This is a genomic window from Mycobacterium sp. HUMS_12744610 (assembly GCF_041206865.1).
GTDB lineage: Bacteria > Actinomycetota > Actinomycetes > Mycobacteriales > Mycobacteriaceae > Mycobacterium > Mycobacterium servetii.
Genome location: NZ_JBGEDP010000001.1, coordinates 1517849 through 1534544 on the forward strand (window position 1 = coordinate 1517849; position 16696 = coordinate 1534544).

General features: G+C 69.9%; 16 protein-coding genes and 3 pseudogenes. 13 read left to right on the plus strand and 6 right to left on the minus strand.

The genetic code is table 11. The features are described from left to right. Window positions 1–97: 97 nt before the first annotated feature. A protein-coding gene (locus tag AB8998_RS07595; protein ID WP_369741468.1) for an IS3 family transposase occupies window positions 98–1533 on the minus strand; the annotation gives its coding sequence in 2 pieces (ribosomal slippage) (window positions 98–1185 and window positions 1185–1533; 1437 coding nt in all). A gap of 331 nt (window positions 1534–1864) precedes the next feature. Between AB8998_RS07595 and AB8998_RS07600 the strand changes: the two genes are divergently transcribed. The 4 genes and pseudogenes from AB8998_RS07600 to AB8998_RS07615 all read left to right on the plus strand — a co-directional run bounded on the left by AB8998_RS07600 (window position 1865) and on the right by AB8998_RS07615 (window position 5721). Continuing rightward, entirely contained in the window at window positions 1865–2230 is a 366-nt protein-coding gene (locus AB8998_RS07600) for an ArsR/SmtB family transcription factor (RefSeq protein ID WP_369737310.1), read from the plus strand. Further along, a pseudogene (arsB, locus tag AB8998_RS07605) lies at window positions 2227–3751 on the plus strand (ACR3 family arsenite efflux transporter). Before AB8998_RS07600 ends, arsB begins: the two are co-directional and overlap by 4 nt. A 13-nt stretch (window positions 3752–3764) precedes the next feature. Further along, window positions 3765–4208 (plus strand): ArsI/CadI family heavy metal resistance metalloenzyme, encoded by a 444-nt coding sequence (locus AB8998_RS07610; protein WP_369737311.1) that lies wholly within the window; start codon window positions 3765–3767, stop codon window positions 4206–4208. Window positions 4209–4386: 178 nt separating this feature from the next. After that, a complete protein-coding gene (locus AB8998_RS07615) occupies window positions 4387–5721 on the plus strand; it encodes a ClC family H(+)/Cl(-) exchange transporter (RefSeq protein WP_369737312.1) in 1335 nt (444 codons plus the stop codon). Here the strand turns inward: AB8998_RS07615 and AB8998_RS07620 are convergent. The 4 genes and pseudogenes from AB8998_RS07620 to AB8998_RS07635 form a co-directional block, all read right to left on the minus strand. Continuing rightward, entirely contained in the window at window positions 5718–5915 is a 198-nt protein-coding gene (locus tag AB8998_RS07620; RefSeq protein WP_369737313.1) for a hypothetical protein, read from the minus strand. The genes AB8998_RS07615 and AB8998_RS07620 overlap by 4 nt on opposite strands. 39 nt (window positions 5916–5954) lie before the next feature. Beyond that, window positions 5955–6295 (minus strand): annotated as a pseudogene (locus tag AB8998_RS07625) (SRPBCC family protein); the annotation flags it as partial. A gap of 77 nt (window positions 6296–6372) precedes the next feature. After that, window positions 6373–6567 (minus strand): hypothetical protein, encoded by a 195-nt coding sequence (locus AB8998_RS07630; RefSeq protein WP_369737314.1) that lies wholly within the window; start codon window positions 6565–6567, stop codon window positions 6373–6375. Beyond that, on the minus strand, window positions 6564–7136 hold the full coding sequence (locus tag AB8998_RS07635; protein ID WP_369737315.1) for a hypothetical protein: 573 nt from the start codon (window positions 7134–7136) through the stop codon (window positions 6564–6566). Before AB8998_RS07635 ends, AB8998_RS07630 begins: the two co-directional genes overlap by 4 nt. Window positions 7137–7361: 225 nt before the next feature. Here AB8998_RS07635 and AB8998_RS07640 point away from each other — a divergent pair, with 225 nt between their 5' ends. Then, window positions 7362–8144 (plus strand): hypothetical protein, encoded by a 783-nt coding sequence (locus tag AB8998_RS07640; RefSeq protein WP_369737316.1) that lies wholly within the window; start codon window positions 7362–7364, stop codon window positions 8142–8144. Between the two features lie 14 nt (window positions 8145–8158). Here AB8998_RS07640 and AB8998_RS07645 read toward each other — a convergent pair whose 3' ends face one another. Continuing rightward, window positions 8159–8395, minus strand: a complete 237-nt coding sequence (locus tag AB8998_RS07645; protein ID WP_369737317.1) for a hypothetical protein — start codon at window positions 8393–8395, stop codon at window positions 8159–8161. Here AB8998_RS07645 and AB8998_RS07650 point away from each other — a divergent pair. The 8 genes and pseudogenes from AB8998_RS07650 (at window position 8382) to AB8998_RS07685 (ending at window position 16690) form a co-directional block, all read left to right on the plus strand. Further along, a complete protein-coding gene (locus AB8998_RS07650) occupies window positions 8382–9791 on the plus strand; it encodes an esterase-like activity of phytase family protein (protein WP_369737318.1) in 1410 nt (469 codons plus the stop codon). The genes AB8998_RS07645 and AB8998_RS07650 overlap by 14 nt on opposite strands. A 99-nt stretch (window positions 9792–9890) precedes the next feature. Beyond that, window positions 9891–10646 (plus strand): dienelactone hydrolase family protein, encoded by a 756-nt coding sequence (locus AB8998_RS07655; protein WP_369737320.1) that lies wholly within the window; start codon window positions 9891–9893, stop codon window positions 10644–10646. A gap of 12 nt (window positions 10647–10658) precedes the next feature. Beyond that, window positions 10659–10931 (plus strand): DUF6295 family protein, encoded by a 273-nt coding sequence (locus tag AB8998_RS07660; protein ID WP_369737321.1) that lies wholly within the window; start codon window positions 10659–10661, stop codon window positions 10929–10931. 7 nt (window positions 10932–10938) lie between these two features. After that, window positions 10939–11642, plus strand: a pseudogene (locus AB8998_RS07665) (DUF427 domain-containing protein). A 396-nt stretch (window positions 11643–12038) separates the two neighbouring features. Next, a complete protein-coding gene (locus AB8998_RS07670; protein ID WP_369737322.1) occupies window positions 12039–13157 on the plus strand; it encodes a YncE family protein in 1119 nt (372 codons plus the stop codon). A 99-nt stretch (window positions 13158–13256) separates the two neighbouring features. Further along, window positions 13257–14891 carry a fatty acid--CoA ligase gene (locus AB8998_RS07675; RefSeq protein WP_369737323.1) on the plus strand — a complete coding sequence of 545 codons (1635 nt, stop codon included), beginning with the start codon at window positions 13257–13259 and terminating at the stop codon, window positions 14889–14891. A gap of 34 nt (window positions 14892–14925) precedes the next feature. Next, window positions 14926–15792, plus strand: coding sequence for a class II glutamine amidotransferase (locus AB8998_RS07680; RefSeq protein WP_369737324.1), 867 nt, complete (start codon window positions 14926–14928; stop codon window positions 15790–15792). Window positions 15793–15820: 28 nt separating this feature from the next. Continuing rightward, window positions 15821–16690, plus strand: a complete 870-nt coding sequence (locus AB8998_RS07685; protein WP_369737325.1) for a patatin-like phospholipase family protein — start codon at window positions 15821–15823, stop codon at window positions 16688–16690. Window positions 16691–16696 lie beyond the last annotated feature (6 nt).

The window sequence follows — 16696 nt, forward strand, 5'->3', positions numbered from 1 at the left end:
GCCGCCCGCCACATCGACCTGCAAGCATTACAACCGTCAATCAACTGATTGGCCAAGCGGAATCTGTCAACCTGAATGAGGCACCGTTGGGTGGTATTTACTGAGTGGCCTCCTGGGTGTCGTCTGGTTTGTTGATCCATGAACCGCTGGGCAGTTTCGGCGGCTCGGGCGGCTTTCGCACGAACCGTTCTGGGTGTGCAGCGTAGGCGGTGTCGAGCACACCGGCGCGCTTGTCACGGATGATCGCGGCGGTGCCGTAGTGCACGTCGGCGGGAACGTGCAAACCCAGCCCGGTATGGCGATGTTCGTCGTTGTACCAGCCGAAGAAGACCTGGCAGTGCCGGCGGGCGGCCTCGATCGAGTTGAACCGGTCGGGGAAATCGGGCCGATACTTCAACGTCTTGAATTGCGCCTCGCTGAAGGGGCTGTCGTTGCTGACGTGCGGGCGCGAGTGCGACTGGGTGACACCGAGGTCGGCGAGCAGGAACGCCACCGGCTTGGAGGTCATCGAGGAGCCACGGTCGGCGTGGATGGTCAACCGGTCGCGCCCGATGCCCTGCTTGGTGCAAGTCTGACGGATCAATACCTCAGCGAGCGCGGCACTTTCGCGACTGGCAACCATCCATCCGACCACGTAGCGAGAGAAGATGTCCAAGATCACGTACAGGTAGTACCAGCTCCACTTCGCCGGGCCGCGCAGCTTGGTGATATCCCAACTCCACACCTGGTTCGGTTCGAACGCGACCAGCTCGGGTTTTACCGTCGTTGGGTGGGTGGCCTGCCGGCGGCGCTCCCGGCTCTCGCCGGCTTGCCGCAGCAGCCGGTAGAAGGTCGAGATCGAGCCGAGGTAGCGGCCTTCGTCGAGCAGGGTGGCCCACACCTCGGCTGGCGAGGTGTCGACGAACCGCTCGCTGTGCAACTCATTGAGGATTGCGGCCCGCTCGGCGCCGGACAACGCACGCGGCTGCACCCGGTCGGTGTGTGGGATCGGCGCCGGCCGCTGTGATGGCGGGCTTTGCCGGTGCCGGCGGTAGTAGCTGGCTCGGGCGACACCGACGGCATCGCAGGCGTTGCGTACGCCGATCTTGGGCGCCAGCTCGACGATCGCTGCGTCGCTCACTTCATCGACCCGTTCTCGGGCTCCGCGCTCTCGGAGAGCGTCTCCAAGAGCGCGTGCAGTTTTGCCTGGACATCCACCACGAAGCGGGTCTTGGCCAGCTCCTGCTCCAGTTGGTGTTTCTCGGCCTCCAACCGGGCGATCCGTTCGGCCTGTGGGTCGCGTCGCTTGCGTCCACGCGGGGCGGCCAGCGCCGCCAGCGCGCCGGCGTCACGGGCCCGCCGCCACTCCACGATGTGGCTGGAGTACAAACCCTCGCGGCGCAGTGCACCCTTCTCACCTTCAGGGGCGGCCTCGTAGGCCGCCAAGATCTCAAGCTTGTACTGCGCCGTGAACGTTCGCCGCCGGGCCCGCTCGGGCACCTGCGGATCGGGACGTTGCGTCTCAGCGTCGGACACCCGACTAGGATCTTCGATCCCGGTCGCTCGCACCAACGTGGTCACCTTGCTTGTCATCTCGGGGAAGCTCTCCATCCCCGCCCTCGAGTCACTGATTGTCAGGGGACGGGTGCCTCACCCAAGGTTGACAGAGAGGGAAGGCGAAGTAGTGCAAGCCTCCTACGCGCTCACTGTGTGTGAGGCACCAGCGACCGCTTCGCACTCACTCTTACTGTAAAAACCGTCCAGTGTCGGTTCGAGCCCGACTGGGGGCACGGCGGGGTTCTCAGGGGTGAAGCTCTGCCCAGCATGGCCGAGCTCACCGGTCCCACGCCTTGCGCATTGATTCGATAAACTGTTATATAGAAATATGTCAAATCAAGCGATTGGCTGCTGCCCCGCGCTGGGGGCGGCGGCCCTCGAGGAGTCAGACGCGGGCCGGTTGGCGGCGATGTTCAAGGCGCTCGGCGACCCGGTCCGACTCCGCCTGCTGAGCCTGATCGCCAGCCACCCCGGCGGTGAAGCCTGCGTCTGCGAGATCTCGACGACCTTCGACCTCTCCCAGCCCACGATCTCCCACCACCTCAAACTGCTGCGCACGGCCGGACTGCTCGACTGTGAGCGGCGCGGCACCTGGGTCTACTACCGAGTGATTCCCGCAGCGCTGCAGCAGCTTTCGTCCGTCCTGTGTCTCGACGAGCAGCCGGCGGCGACCGCGGCGAGGTGCGAGCCATGACCGATGGCACGACATCGGTGTCCACCCCCGCCCCGGTGGTGACCCGGCTCTCGACGCTGGACCGGTTCCTGCCGATCTGGATCGGGGTGGCGATGGTCGCCGGTCTGCTGCTGGGCCGCCTCGTTCCCCGCCTCGGACCGGCATTGAGTTCCGTTGAGGTCCAGGGCATCTCACTGCCGATCGCAATCGGCCTGCTGGTCATGATGTACCCCGTGCTGGCCAAGGTCCGCTACGACCGGCTCGACGAGGTCACCGGCGACCGCAAGATGATGGTGTCCTCGCTGGTGCTCAACTGGCTCGTCGGGCCGGCCGTGATGTTCGCGCTGGCCTGGCTGCTGCTGCCGGACCTGCCCGAGTACCGCACCGGGCTGATCATCGTCGGGCTGGCCCGCTGCATCGCCATGGTCATCATCTGGAACGACCTGGCCTGCGGAGACCGCGAAGCCGCGGCCGTGCTCGTCGCGCTGAACTCGTTGTTCCAGGTGGCCATGTTCGCCGCGCTCGGCTGGTTCTACCTGTCGGTGCTGCCCGGCTGGCTGCACCTGCCGCAGACCGGCATCGCCGTCTCCCCGTGGCACATCGCCGAATCCGTGCTCGTATTCCTCGGTATCCCGCTGCTGGCCGGATACCTCTCGCGCCGCCTGGGCGAACGGGCCAGGGGCCGTACCTGGTACGAGTCGACGTTCCTGCCCCGCATCGGGCCGTGGGCCCTGTACGGGCTGCTGTTCACCATCGTGATCCTGTTCGCCCTGCAGGGCCACCAGATCACCTCGCGGCCATGGGATGTCGCACGCATCGCGCTGCCGCTGCTGGCCTACTTCGCGATCATGTGGGCCGGCGGGTACACCCTCGGGTTCCTGCTGCGGCTCGGCTACGCGCGCACCACCACGCTGGCCTTCACCGCGGCCGGCAACAACTTCGAACTGGCCATCGCGGTGGCGATCGCGACCTACGGCGCGGCCTCGGGGCAGGCCCTGGCCGGGGTCGTCGGACCGCTGATCGAGGTGCCCGTGCTGGTCGGCCTTGTGTACGTGTCCCTGGCGCTGCGTCCCCGGCTGTTCCCGGGCGCGTCGACGGGAGGCCCGGCCGTTGGCCGCTAAACCCAGCGTGCTGTTCGTCTGCGTCCACAACGCCGGGCGGTCACAGATGGCCGCCGCGCTGCTGCGCAGCATGGCCGGGGACCGTATCGAAGTGCGTTCCGCCGGAAGCGAACCCGCGAATCAGGTCAACCCCGTCGCCGTCGCGGCCATGGCCGAGCTCGGCATCGACATCGCCGCCGCGAACCCCAGGGTCCTCACCCCTGACGCGGTTCAGACCAGCGACGTCGTGATCACCATGGGCTGCGGTGATGCTTGCCCGTATTTCCCCGGTGTGTCCTATCGCGACTGGAAACTGCCCGATCCTGCCGGTCAGCCCCTGTCGACGGTGCGGGCCATCCGCGACGACATCGCCGAGCGGGTCCGGTTGTTGGTGGCCGAGCTCCTGGGGTCCGCAGACACGACGCAACCCGGTCGCCCCTGAGAAAGGAACAACGATGTCGCGCATGCAACTGGCCCTCAACGTCGACGACCTTGACGAGGCAATCACGTTCTACTCCAAGCTGTTCAACACCGAACCGGCCAAGGTCAAACCCGGCTACGCCAACTTCGCCGTCGCCGAACCTCCCCTGAAGCTGGTGCTGATCGAGAACCCGGGCCATGGCGGCACCATCAACCACCTCGGCGTCGAGGTCGAATCCAGCGGCGAGGTCCACGACGAGATCGCCCGGCTCGCGGCTGAGGGGATGATCCCCGAGGAGCAGATCGCCACGACCTGTTGCTATGCCCTGCAAGACAAGGCCTGGGTGACCGGACCGGCCGGCGAGCGGTGGGAGGTCTACACCGTCCTGTCCGACTCGCAGACCTTCGGTGCCGGCTGCGATGACACCGGCGACGGGGTCTCCGACGGTGTTGCGGCCGATACTGCCTCCTGTTGCTGAGCGGTAATCGCCAAGACGAGGGCGTTCTCCTGGCGCCTCGGTCGGCTGCGCGACAGCGCAGACCTCCTTCTGCGAGACTGGGAGCCGGGCCGGTCCAGCGTCGAAGGAGAACTAGGGTGCTCGCGCGTCTTCGCGGCAGGGACGACCACCATCCACACCGACCAGTTGGCGGGCCGCGATGACCGCGCCGACGGCAGGTCCCGACCCGCCCGACGATTCGATGCGGGGTTCTCTGCTCATCTGTGTGACGGCGACCGTTGCGGGCGTGGCCATCGGTTTCGTCGGCGGCGCCTTCCGCTGGTGCCTGCAGGCCGCCGACCAGTTGCGCGTCGACTTCGTGGACTGGGCGCACCGGCTGCCCGGGCCGGGCTGGCTGGTCCCCCTCGCCGCGGCGGCGGCCGGCGCCACCCTGGCCGCCCTGGTCGTGCGATGGGAGCCCCTGGCCGCCGGCAGCGGGATCCAGCATGTCGAGGCGGTCTTCCGGGGTGACGCCCGGCCACCGCTGATCCGCCTGCTTCCGGCGAAGTTCATCGGGGGCGTGTTGAGCATCGGGTCGGGGCTGGTGTTGGGCCGCGAGGGCCCGACGGTGCACATGGGTGCGGCGATCGGCGCCGAGGCGGCGCGGCGCGTCCGGCTGCCCGACTCCGAGGTCAGGATGATGCAGACGGCGTTGGGCGGCGCCGGCCTCGCGGTCGCCTTCAACGCACCGATCGGTGGCACCCTGTTCACCCTCGAAGAGGTGACGAAGTCGTTCCGGGTGAAGACCGTGCTGGCGACTCTCTTCGCCGCCGCCGCGGCCGTCGGTTGCGCCCGGCTCGTCCTGGGGAACTACCCGGACTTTGACGTCGAACGCATCGGGCCCCCAGAGCTGCGGTGGCTTCCGTTGTTCGTCGTATTCGGCCTGTTCACCGGATGGCTTGGTGCCGCCTACAACCGGTTGGTGCTGTGGTTCATCGACCACGTGGCTGCGCTGGGCCGGGTACCGGCTCCCGCGAAGGCGGCCCTGGTCGGTGCGGTCATCGGGCTGGCGATGTTCGTCTACCCCCGCGCTGTCGGCGGCGGCGACCCCGTGAGCCAACTGATCCTCGGCGGGCACCGCTTCGCCCTGTCCGTCGTCATCGGCTACCTCGTGGTGCGGTTCTTCGCGGGTCCCCTGTCATACTCGGCCGGCGTGCCGGGCGGGCTGTTCGCGCCGCTACTGGCGGTGGGTGCGCTGTGGGGACTGTTGTTCGTGGGGGTCTTCAACCTCGTGTGGCCGACGGACGCGACGTCGCTGGCGGTTCCGATGGCGCTGGTGGGGATGACGGCGTTCTTCGGGGCAACCGTCCGGGCGCCCGTCACCGGGATGGTCATCGTCGTCGAGATGACGGCCACCACGGAGGTGATCGTGCCCATGCTGGCCGCGACCGCCGCGGCGGTGCTGGCCGCGTACCTGGTGGCGTCGCCGCCGATCTATGACAGCCTGCGCGAGCGGATGGCCGTCGAGGCCGCTGTGGAAGACGAATCGGCCTAAGATGCCCGTTCGGTCCAGCCCAGCCGGCGGCTGATGCTGTCGGCGGCGGCGATCGTGCGCTGCGCGACCTCGGCGAAGGCGGCGGCTTCCGGCCGACGGCGTGCGCCGGGCAGGCCTGGCCGATCCAGGTCTGCAGCGCGATCGGGGCCTGTGTCGGAGCCGGCGGGGGCATCTCCGTTGTCGCCACTCGCCATGATGATCGCGCTTATACCGCTGTTCAGGGACCGACCCGCTCACCTCGGCCCGGCGGGCGCGCCGACGCGCGAGACCACCCACCGGTGGAATTCGGCGATGTGGAGCTCGGCGGGCACCAGGACGCCGCCCGCCCGGTAGGCGCGCGAGGACATCGCCGGCTGGGTGCGCCGGCACGCGTCGAAGTCCTGCTCGTTGACCCGGTGGAACAGCTCGACCGACCCGGACAGGTCGCCTGTGGCCGCCACGTCCGCGGCGTAGCGCCAGTCGCATTCGACGACGGTGCGATCGGGGGCCAGTGGAAACATCCGGTGGAAACGTGGTCGGGCACCGGGTTGATGAACACGGTCGGCTTGACGGTGATCGCGAAGTAGCGCCGCTCCCGCACTGCGCCGACCTCGGGCAGCCAGGCGTAGGCGACGGTGCGGCCCAGCGTGGGCGAATGGCCCGCGCTGGTGATTACCCGATGCACCCGTCCCCGGCGTGCACCGGTTCCTTGCCCAGTGCCACGGCGGCGGGCTCTTCGAAAACGATGGTGCGCAGCATCTTTCGTGGTACCGACGCCAGCAGGGCGGCCTTGCCGACGAAGTCGTCCTTGGTCATGCGCACCGCGAAGCCCAGACCGGCATCGTCGGGCCGGTCCTCGGCGGTCATGTCGGTGCCCCAGGCGCGGTAGCCCTTCCCATGCGCAGGCAGTTGAACGCTATGCGCCCGGCGGCGATGGCGCCGTGGGCCCGGCCGGCCGTCCACAGCAGCTCCCACAGCGCGCCGCCGTAGCCGGCCTCGGTGTAGATCTCCCACCCCAGTTCACCGACGTAGGACACCCGCAGCATCGTGACCGGGACGGCGCCTCGGTAGGTATGGTGCGCACGGAAGTAACCGAAAGCCTTGTGCGACAAGTCTTCCCGGCACAGCGGCTGCACCAGCTCGCGCGCGGCCGGCCCCCACACGCCGACGCCGTAGGTGCCCCCGGTGACATCGCGCAGCGTGACGCTGCCGTCGTCGCGCAGGTGGCGGGTCAGCCAGTCGAAGTCCTGGGGGCCGTTGGCGCCCAACGGGAAGCGGCTTTCGCCCAGCTGCGCGACGGTGAGATCGCTGCGGATGCCACCGGTATCGGCGAGCAGCGGGGTGTAGGTGACCGACCCGACGCTCTTGTCGACCTCGTTGGTGGTGAGCCGCTGCAGGAAGCCGGCGGCGCCCGCCCCCTGAAGCCGGCCGCGCACGCCACGATGTCGGCGTCGATGATCCCGCGGCCGGTGGGGACGCCCGGCCGTTGCGCGCCACCACCGCGAGCACCTCGGTGCCGGGCAGGAACACCGCGCCCCGTTCAAAGGCTCGCCACGCCTGGGCTCGGCCGCCCGCAGGGCCGCGGCGAGCCCGGCGGTCGGCGTGAAGAAGCCCGCGCGATGCCGCCGTAGCGTCGGCCGGCGGTCATACACTGACCCCTCATGGGCATGCTCTTCCGGTTGTCGCCGTGGATCGTCTACTGGGTGCTCGTCGGTGACGCCCCCGCGGCGGTCGCCGCGTGGGTCGCCCTGGTCACCGCCGTGGCGGCGCTGCTGACCGCGGGAGTGACCGGGAAGTCCGGGCGCGTGGCGGAAGCCGGCGCCGTCGCCACGTTCGGGGTCCTGACGGTGTTGACGGTGGTGCTGGGCGAGTCGTCCGCGCTGGCGTGGCTGCTGCCGCTGAGCAACGCCGGCATCCTGCTCATGACGCTGACCGGCACGCTGCTCGGCAGGTCGTTCGTCGCGGAATGCGCCGCTGCCGAGCAGCCGCCCGACGTCGTCAGCACGGAGCTGTTCGGCCGGCTGGCCCGCCTGCTCACCTGGATCTGGGTCGCCGCGTTCGCCGGGATGACCGTGTCGTCGGCCATCCCGCCCGTCGTAAACGCCGGGGCAGGCAGCCGGGACGCGACGAACCCGCTGTCCTACGTCTGCTACTGGGTAGTGCCGTTCTCGCTGCTGGCCCTGGCCGTGCTGGTGTCGCGGGCGCTGCCGAGCCGGTTGCTGGCCGGGATCGACGACGTCGTGCGGGAAACCTCGTTCGTCGCCTACGACGAAGCCACCATCGACGAGCTGTACTACCTGGCCCAGGAGCACGCCAACCGCGAGGTCGGCCCCGGCAAGGAGGCCTACAGCGTCAAGGTCGGCGGAATGGGGACGCCGCTGACCGGAGACGAGGCGCGAAAATCGTGGCCCTCGACCTACAAGGTGCGCGACAGGCGGCGGTGACGGCGGTGCGGCGTTCACTTGCTGGACAACTTCTCTTGGTAAGCCATTCGCGTGGGGCGTAGGGCGGGGTGGCCGGTCGCGGCGGCGACCGTGCTGGCCACGGTGGTGGCCTGTTCGTCGGGCTCCGCGCCGTCGCGGACGTTGCCCGCGGCCGACGCACCGTTGAGCACCGGCGCCGGCAGGGCGCTCCTCATCTCCCCGGCCCGGATGCTGGCCGCCACCCACGGGGTGACACCGGTGTCGTTCGGCAAGCCCGAGCACGGCAGCATCGCGTACGGCGCCAACGGCGCGATGATCTACACCCCCGACGCCGGGTTCACCGGCACCGACCACCTTCCCGCGACCGTCAGCGACACCGTCAAGCTCTACGCCGAGAACGCGGCGCCGCTCGCCACGATCGGCGGCGTTGTGATCCAGGCTAATTCGCACGGGTCCGCGATCGCGGCGGTGCCCGGCAGCGTCGGCGAGATCTACGGCCTCACCGACCGCGGGCCCGCGGTCGACGGCCCTGGCCCCGGCGAAAAGGTGCTTCCGCTACCGGATTTCCACCCGCAGATCGTCAAACTCAAGCTCGCCGACGGAACGGCGTCGGTAGAGCGCGCCGTCACGCTGTGCGGCACGGATGGCGCACCCCTGGTCGGGCTTGCCGACTCGCGGGCGAGCCCCGGCGAATCGCTGGTGGACCTCAACGGCACGGTCCTGGCGCCGTCGGATCACGGCCTGGACCCCGAGGGGCTGGTCGCCATGCCCGACGGCGGCTTCTGGGTGTCCGACGAGTACGGTCCATCGCTGGTCCACTTCGATGCCAACGGCAAAGAGCTGGAACGGCTTTCGCCCTCCGATGGGACGCTGCCCAGAGAGCTCTCGCTGCGCGCCCCGAATCAGGGCATGGAGGGCCTGACGATCACTCCGGACGGCACGACGCTGGTGGGCATCATGCACTCCGCGTTGCGGACACCGGCCGGGCCGTCCGGGTCGGTGCCGGTCACCCGGATCGTGACCGTCGACTTGACCGACCGCGGTGACGTGCACGAGTACCTCTACCCGTTGGCCGATCCGCAGCAGACCAAGGTGGCGGTGTCGGAGATCACGGCCATCGGTGCGACCACATTCCTGGTCGACGAACGCGACAACGAGCCTGCGCCGCAAGGCAACAAGAAGATCTACGTGACCGATATCGCCGGGGCCACCGACGTCGGCCCGCGCGCGATGGTGTCCGGGTCGGTGTACCGGTCCGAGGCTGGCGGCCTCCTGGTCGACGGCGTGCCGATCGAGACGTTCGTCGGTGTCAGCACCGACGCGGCGGCCACGAACAAACTCCAGGAGGCGGGGATCGCCGTTGCGTCCAAGGCGCCCAAGCTCAACCTCGGCGCCCTGTTGCGGACCCTGTCGCCCAACGGTGACTTCTTCGGGCACGAGAAAGTCGAAGGGCTCGTCACCCCGGACGGCGGGAAGACGCTGCTGGTGGCCAACGAAAGCGACTACGGGTTGGCCGGCCTTGCCCCGGGGTCGGACGCGCCGCCGTTCCGGCTTCGGCCCAAGAAGCTGAGCAACGGCACCCAGGACAGCGGGGAGATCCTGTCGGTGGACATGGCCAAGGTGCCCGTCAAGATGGACGAGGTGACGGTGCCGATCGTCGTCGGCTGACGGGCGCGCCGACGGTCGGATACGTTGGGTCCGGCGGGGCGTGCCAGCAGGGCCGCGCGCGTTCCGCATTCGGTTGCGGCCCGGAAAAGGAGCATCGTGATGAGCACGGTCAGCCCGGATGCGATCCGCGCGGAGACGATCAGCATCACCGGCCACCGGGGCGACGAGATCGAGGCCTACCGCGCCATGCCGCTGGCCGAGGGGTCGCGCGGCGGGATCGTGTGGATCCACCACATGCCCGGATATGACCGGCAGACCAAGGAATTCGTCCGCCGGCTCGCGGTCGGCGGCTATCACGCGGTGGTGCCCAACCTGTACTCTCGCGAGGCGCCGGGTGCGTCTCCCGACGACGCCGCCGCGGCGGCGCGTGCGGCCGGCGGGGTGCCCGACGAGCGGCTGGTCGGCGACGTGGCCGGTGCGATCGAACACCTGCGCACGTTGCCCGGCGCGAACGGGAAGTTCGGCGTGATCGGGCACTGCTCGGGCGGGCGGCACGCCTTCCTGGCGGCGTGCTCGCTGCCGCTGGACGCCGCGGTGGACTGCTACGGCGCGTTCGTCGTCGAGGATCCGCCGGAGGGAATGCCCAAGGCCTTCAAGCCGATTCTCGACCTGGCGCCCAACCTGAGCTGCCCACTGCTGGGCCTGTTCGGCAACGAGGACCAGTTCCCCTCGCCCGAGGCGGTGGCCACGCTCGACGCCGAGCTGAACAAGCTGGGTAAGCCGCACGAATTCCACGCCTACGACGACGCCGGCCACGCGTTCTTCGCCGTCGACCGGCCGGCCTACCGGGTGGAGGCGGCGCTGGACGGCTGGCGGCACATCGACGAGTTCTTCGCCACCCACCTGAAAGGCTAGGTTTCCCAACCCATGTGCACCTATCTGACCGAACACGTCGAGATCGACGGCAGCGGCAAGGGGGCGACGGGATGGTTCGGCGCCAGCCGCGCGACCGTGTACGTCGACCATCCGGTCCACGCGCCCTACGGCCACACCGTCAACATCGACGTGATCAACCCGCAGCTGGGGCCGTCGGCGCGGGTGGCGCTCGAGCTCACCGAGGAGAGCGCGCTGGCGCTGGCCGACGCCATCCGCAACGCCGTCGCGCACGCGCCGGCCGGTCTGGCGTCCAAGAACCAGTAGCGGCCGCGTGACCGCCGAACGCGGCAGGATCGAGCCCGCGCGCGCCGGGTCCGCGGCTATCTCGGCGATGCGCTGGTCTTCGACACCACCGCGGCCCGCTACGTGTGGGAGGTGCCCTACTACCCGCAGTACTACATCCCGGTCACCGGCGTCCGCGACGGGTTCCTGCGCGACGAGCAGCACCCGCAGCGCGTGCAGTTCGGGCCGTCGCGGCTGCACTCCCTGGTCGCCGGGGACCGGGTCCACGAATCGGTCGCGCGGGTGTTCGACGGCGAGGGCCCGCTGCGCTGGTTCGAGGAGGACGAGCCGATCTACGGCCATCCGCGCAGTCCGTACGTGCGGGTCGACGCGCTGCGCTCGCACCGCCACGTCCGGGTGGAACTCGGCGGGGTGGTGCTGGCCGATACCGCGACCCCGGTGCTGCTCTTCGAAACCGGTTTGTCCACAAGGTGTTACATCGACTTGACCGATGTCGCCATCGAGCACCTGGAACCGTCGCCGACCCAGACGCTGTGCCCGTACAAGGGAGTGACGTGGGGCTACTGGTGGGTGCGCGCCGTCGGCACCGTCCATCCCGACCTCGCCTGGACGTACCACTACCCGCTGCCCGCGGTGGCCCGGATCGCCGGCCTGGTGGCCTTCTACGACGAGAAGGTCGACGTCGTCGTCGACGGTGTGCGGCAACCGCGCCCGCGGACCCACTTCGGCTGAGAATCTCACCCGCGCGACGCGCGTGGCCCGCGCTGTGACATTTGCCTCCAAATCGCGGCCACAACGGCGAATTTCCCGATTTTCGGTTCCGGGTGTACGGGTGCCCCGAAAAGTTAGCGACGACACGGGAATTCCTGTGAGTAGCCGCATGCCGCGTTTGCCATGCCGCGAATTCCGGCCAATCGCAAGGCCACTTGCCGGGGCGCTCGGGTGATGTGGGTTACAGGGCGCGAATTTGCTTTATTTTCTCGGGAAATTCAGCCGGTAGGATCTGGAAAAAGCAGTCACCTTGCAGGTGCTGGGACACGGGTAAATCCACGCCGCCGGTCTCGCAAAGGTTGTCTCGACCACTGTCGCGCGTGGACGTACGACGAACACAGCAAAGGCGGTGTCAGCATGAAAGACGGGAACGACCGGACGATCGCGCGGAACGGTCAGGTCATCGAACTCGGTGAGGAGCCGGGATCCCCGATCGTCGTCAAGATCGGCGTGAACAACGGTCCCATCGGCGGCATCGCCGCCACCCCCGACGGCTCACGACTGCTCGTGACCAACTACGGCGACGACAGCGTGTCCGTCGTCGACGCGGCCACGTGCCGCGTCACCGGAACCTTCGCCGGGATGGGCGAGGCGTCGGCGATCGCCGCGGCCGGCCCCGACGCCGGGCGCGCCTACGTGCGCACCGCGACCACGGCCTACGACGCGATCGCGATCATCGACCTGGCGACCCACACCGTCGTCGCATCCCACCGACTGGCGCACAGCGTGAGCGACCTGGTGGTGAGCCCCGACGGCGCGCGCGTCTACGCCGGGCGCACCGGCGCCGGTGTGGCGGACGTCGCCGTGTTGGACACGACGACGGGCGCGGTGGAGACGGTCGATCTCACCGCCGCGGTCCACACCGTGGGCGCCGCTGACGCGTGGGCACCCACCGTGGATCGCCTGCGGCTCAGCCCCGACGGCGTTCACCTCTACGTCGCCGCCGGTGGACGGCTCGTCGTGGTCGAGACGGGCGCCCGTTCCGGCGACGGTGCGCGCACCGTCGACACCCTCGACATCGGCCTGCCGATCCGCGACGTCGCGCTCAGCCCCGACGGGACGCTGGCCTACGTCCTGAGCAGCGCGCCCGAACTCGGTGCCGTGATCGACGTCGTCGACACCCGCACCCGCAGGATCACCGGCACGCGCAAACTCGGCGAGATCACCGGCGTCGTGACCGGGCTGACGCTCAGCGGCGACGGCGACCGTGCCTATCTGGTCAGCGACGAGGGCATCACGGTGCTGTGCACCCTGACGCAGGACGTCCTCGGCAGCGTCGGCGTGGCAGACCAACCCTCCTGTGTGGTGGAGAGCCCGGACGGCACCTACCTCTACATCGCCGAGTACTCCGGCGCGATCACCGTCGCGCCGGTTGCCTCGATCGTGGCGCCGGGGATCGAGTGCCCCGGGCGGGCCAGCGGATCCGCCGAGTGGGTCGTGCCCGAGCTGGTCGAGGACGCGCCCGCCCTGGTCTGACGCGCCTCGAGGCGGTGCTCCCGCCACCCGTTTTCTCCCTGGGTGCGCGCGGCGATAGCATTCGGCGCACCGAACACGAGGGGCGAAGGCGGCACAGCGATGGACAGCACGATGCAGGACTTCCCGCTGACGATCACCGCGATCATGCGACACGGCTGCGGCGTCCACGGAGCCCGCACGGTCACCACGGCCACCGGGAGCGGCGGCTACCGGCACACCACCTACGCCGAGCTGGGTCGGCAGGCGGCCCGGCTGGCCAACGCGCTGCGTCACCTGGGCGTCGCGGGGGATCAGCGGGTGGCCACGTTCATGTGGAACAACGCCGAACACCTGGCGACCTACCTGGCGGTGCCGTCGATGGGCGCCGTGCTGCACACCCTCAACATCCGGCTCTTTCCCGAACAGATCGCCTACATCGCCAACGAGGCCGACGACCGCGTCGTGCTCGTCGACCTCTCACTGGCCGGGCAACTCGCCCCGGTGCTGCCCGAGCTCGAGTCGGTGCACACGGTGATCGCGGTCGGGGACGGGGACACCGCCGCGCTGGAGCGCTCGGGCAAGACCGTGCTGCGCTACGCCGATGTCGTGGCCGCCGAGTCCGCCGAATTCGACTGGCCGGACATCGACGAGCGCTCCGCGGCCGCGATGTGCTACACCAGCGGCACCACCGGCAACCCCAAAGGCGTGGTCTACAGCCACCGTTCCAGCTTCCTGCACTCCATCACGACCTGCACCGCCAACGGCATCGGCGTCGGGACCGACGACACGGTGCTGCCCATCGTGCCGATGTTTCACGCCAACGCATGGGGGCTGCCGTACGCTGCGCTGATGGCCGGCGCCGACATCGTGCTGCCCGACCGCCACCTCGACGCCCGGTCGGTGCTCGACATGATCGAGAAGCTGCGGCCCACCGTGGCGGGCGCGGTGCCGACCATCTGGAACGACATCCTGCATCGCCTCGAGGAGGAGCCCGACCACGACCTGTCGTCGCTGCGGCTGGTGGCCTGCGGCGGCTCGGCCGTGCCGGTGTCGCTGATGCGGACCTTCGAGGAGAAGCACCGCGTCGAGATCCGGCAGATGTGGGGGATGACGGAGACGTCCCCGATGGCCACCACGGCCTGGCCGCCGCCCGGTACCCCGCCGGAGCGGCGGTGGGAGTACCGCGCGACCCAGGGGCAGCCGGTGTGCGGGGTGGAGATGCGCATCGTCGACGACGAGGGCCGGCCGCTGCCCAACGACGGCGCGGCCGTGGGCGAGGTGGAGGTCCGCGGGCCGTGGATCGCCGGCTCCTACTACCTGGGGCGCGACGAGTCCAAGTTCGACTCGGGCTGGCTGCGCACCGGCGACGTCGGCCGCATGGACGAGCGCAGCTTCCTCACCCTGACCGACCGGGCCAAGGACGTCATCAAGTCCGGCGGCGAGTGGATCTCCTCGGTGGAGTTGGAGAACTGCCTGATCGGGCATCCGCACGTGGTCGAGGCCGCGGTCGTCGGCGTTCCGGACGAGCGCTGGCAGGAACGGCCGCTGGCGGTGGTCGTGACCAAACCGGGGGAGCCGGTCGGCGCCGAGCAGCTGCGAGAGTACTTGGCCGACAAGGTCGTTCGCTGGTGGCTGCCGGAGCGGTGGACGTTCGTCGACGAGATCCCGCGGACCAGCGTCGGCAAGTACGACAAGAAGGCCATCCGGTCGCGCTACGCCGAGCACGGCTATTGGGTGATCGAAGCGCGCGACTGATCGCGCTCGGCGCGGCGCGGTTACTGTCGAAAGCATGTGTCGACTCTTCGGCCTGCACGCCGGGACGGACGTGTGCACCGCCACTTTCTGGCTGCTGGACGCCCCCGACAACCTCTGTCGGCAGAGCCGCAAAAACCCCGACGGCACCGGCCTGGGCGTCTTCGACCAGCACGGCCGCCCGGAGCTGCGCAAGCAGCCGATGGCGGCCTGGGAGGACGCCGCCTTCGCCACCGAGGCGCACGAGATGACCGGCACCACCTTCCTCGCCCACGTCCGCTACGCCACGACCGGCGCGCACGACGTGCACAACACCCACCCGTTCCTGCAGGACGGCCGGCTCTTCGCCCACAACGGCGTGGTCGAGGGGCTCGACGCCGTCGACGAACGGCTGCGCGAGGCCGGCACCGACGACCTGGTGCTCGGCCAGACCGATTCCGAGCGGGTCTTCGCCCTGATCACCGCCCGCGTCCGCGACCACGACGGCGACGTGACCGCGGGCCTGCTCGACGCGATGGGCTGGCTCGCGGACAGCGTGCCGCTTTATGCCGTCAACGTGCTGCTGAGCACCGCCACCGAGATGTGGGCGCTGCGCTATCCCGAAACCCACACGCTCTACGTCCTGGACCGCCGCCACGACCACGCCGACCGGGATTTCCACCTGCGCACCAACCGGATCCGCGCGTACTCGCGGCACCTGTACGCCCGGTCGTCGGTGGTGTTCGCCAGCGAACGGATGGACGACGACCCACGCTGGCGGCTGATGGAGCCGGGCGAACTGATCCACGTCGACGCCGGGCTGCACATCGACCGCAGCGTGGCGCTGCCCGGCCCGCCCCGCCACCAGCTCGCCAAGTCCGACCTGGACGAGCCGGCGCAGCAGGCGCAGCACGCGCCGGCGTGAACCCGGCCGTCTGGCAGAGTGCATGGGCGTGGCACCCCGACGAGCGCTCGTACTGGCCGGTGGAGGAATAGCGGGAATCGCCTGGGCGACCGGCGTTCTGCGCGGCATCGCCGACGAGTCGCCCCCCGCGGCGCGGCTGCTGCTGGACTCCGACGTGCTGGTCGGGACCTCGGCCGGCGCGGCGGTCGCCGCGCAGCTCGGCAGCGGCAGCACGCTCGAGGCGCTCTACGGCCGGCAGGTGGGCGAGTCGTCGGCCGAGATCGACTCCGGGGTCGACGTCGACGACATCACCGCACTGTTCCTGGCCGCCCTGCGCGAGCCCTACGACGACTCGCAGGACCTGACCCGGCAGCGCATGCAGCGGATCGGCGCGGTGGCCCTGGCCAGCAGGACCGTCGCCGAGGCGGTCCGGCGCCGGGTGATCGCCGAACGCCTGCCCTCGCACGAGTGGCCCGGCCGCGCGCTGCGGATCACCGCCGTCGACACCGCCGCCGGCGAACTCGTCGTCTTCGACCGCGACTCCGGCGTGGGCCTCGTCGACGCGGTGGCGGCCAGTTGCGCGGTGCCGGGGGCGTGGCCGCCGGTGACCATCGCGGGCCGGCGCTACATGGACGGCGGGGTGGCCAGCTCGGTGAACCTCGCGGTGGCCGACGACTGCGACGAGGCGGTGGTCCTGGTGCCCAGCGAGGTGAACACGCCGTCGCCGTTCGGTCCCGGCCCCGCCGCCGAGGTGGAGGCGTTCGGCGGCGCCGCGTTCGCCGTCTTCGCCGACGCGAGCTCGCTGACGGCCTTCGGGCCCAATCCGCTCGACCCGCGGTGCCGCGTGGCCTCCGCGGTCGCCGGGCGCGAGCAGGGACGCCGGGAAGCGGGCGCGGTCGCGCGATTCCTGGGTCTGTGACCCGGC

What these genes read in the sequence shown, in the direction of transcription:
- AB8998_RS07600 (WP_369737310.1), top strand. Translation starts at nt 1,865, where the DNA reads ATGTCAAATCAAGCGATTGGCTGCTGCCCCGCGCTGGGGGCGGCGGCC.
- AB8998_RS07610 (WP_369737311.1), top strand. Translation starts at nt 3,765, where the DNA reads ATGTCGCGCATGCAACTGGCCCTCAACGTCGACGACCTTGACGAGGCA.
- AB8998_RS07615 (WP_369737312.1), top strand. Translation starts at nt 4,387, where the DNA reads ATGACCGCGCCGACGGCAGGTCCCGACCCGCCCGACGATTCGATGCGG.
- AB8998_RS07620 (WP_369737313.1), bottom strand. Translation starts at nt 5,915, where the DNA reads ATGGCGAGTGGCGACAACGGAGATGCCCCCGCCGGCTCCGACACAGGC.
- AB8998_RS07630 (WP_369737314.1), bottom strand. Translation starts at nt 6,567, where the DNA reads ATGACCGCCGAGGACCGGCCCGACGATGCCGGTCTGGGCTTCGCGGTG.
- AB8998_RS07640 (WP_369737316.1), top strand. Translation starts at nt 7,362, where the DNA reads ATGGGCATGCTCTTCCGGTTGTCGCCGTGGATCGTCTACTGGGTGCTC.
- AB8998_RS07655 (WP_369737320.1), top strand. Translation starts at nt 9,891, where the DNA reads ATGAGCACGGTCAGCCCGGATGCGATCCGCGCGGAGACGATCAGCATC.
- AB8998_RS07660 (WP_369737321.1), top strand. Translation starts at nt 10,659, where the DNA reads ATGTGCACCTATCTGACCGAACACGTCGAGATCGACGGCAGCGGCAAG.
- AB8998_RS07670 (WP_369737322.1), top strand. Translation starts at nt 12,039, where the DNA reads ATGAAAGACGGGAACGACCGGACGATCGCGCGGAACGGTCAGGTCATC.
- AB8998_RS07675 (WP_369737323.1), top strand. Translation starts at nt 13,257, where the DNA reads ATGGACAGCACGATGCAGGACTTCCCGCTGACGATCACCGCGATCATG.
- AB8998_RS07680 (WP_369737324.1), top strand. Translation starts at nt 14,926, where the DNA reads ATGTGTCGACTCTTCGGCCTGCACGCCGGGACGGACGTGTGCACCGCC.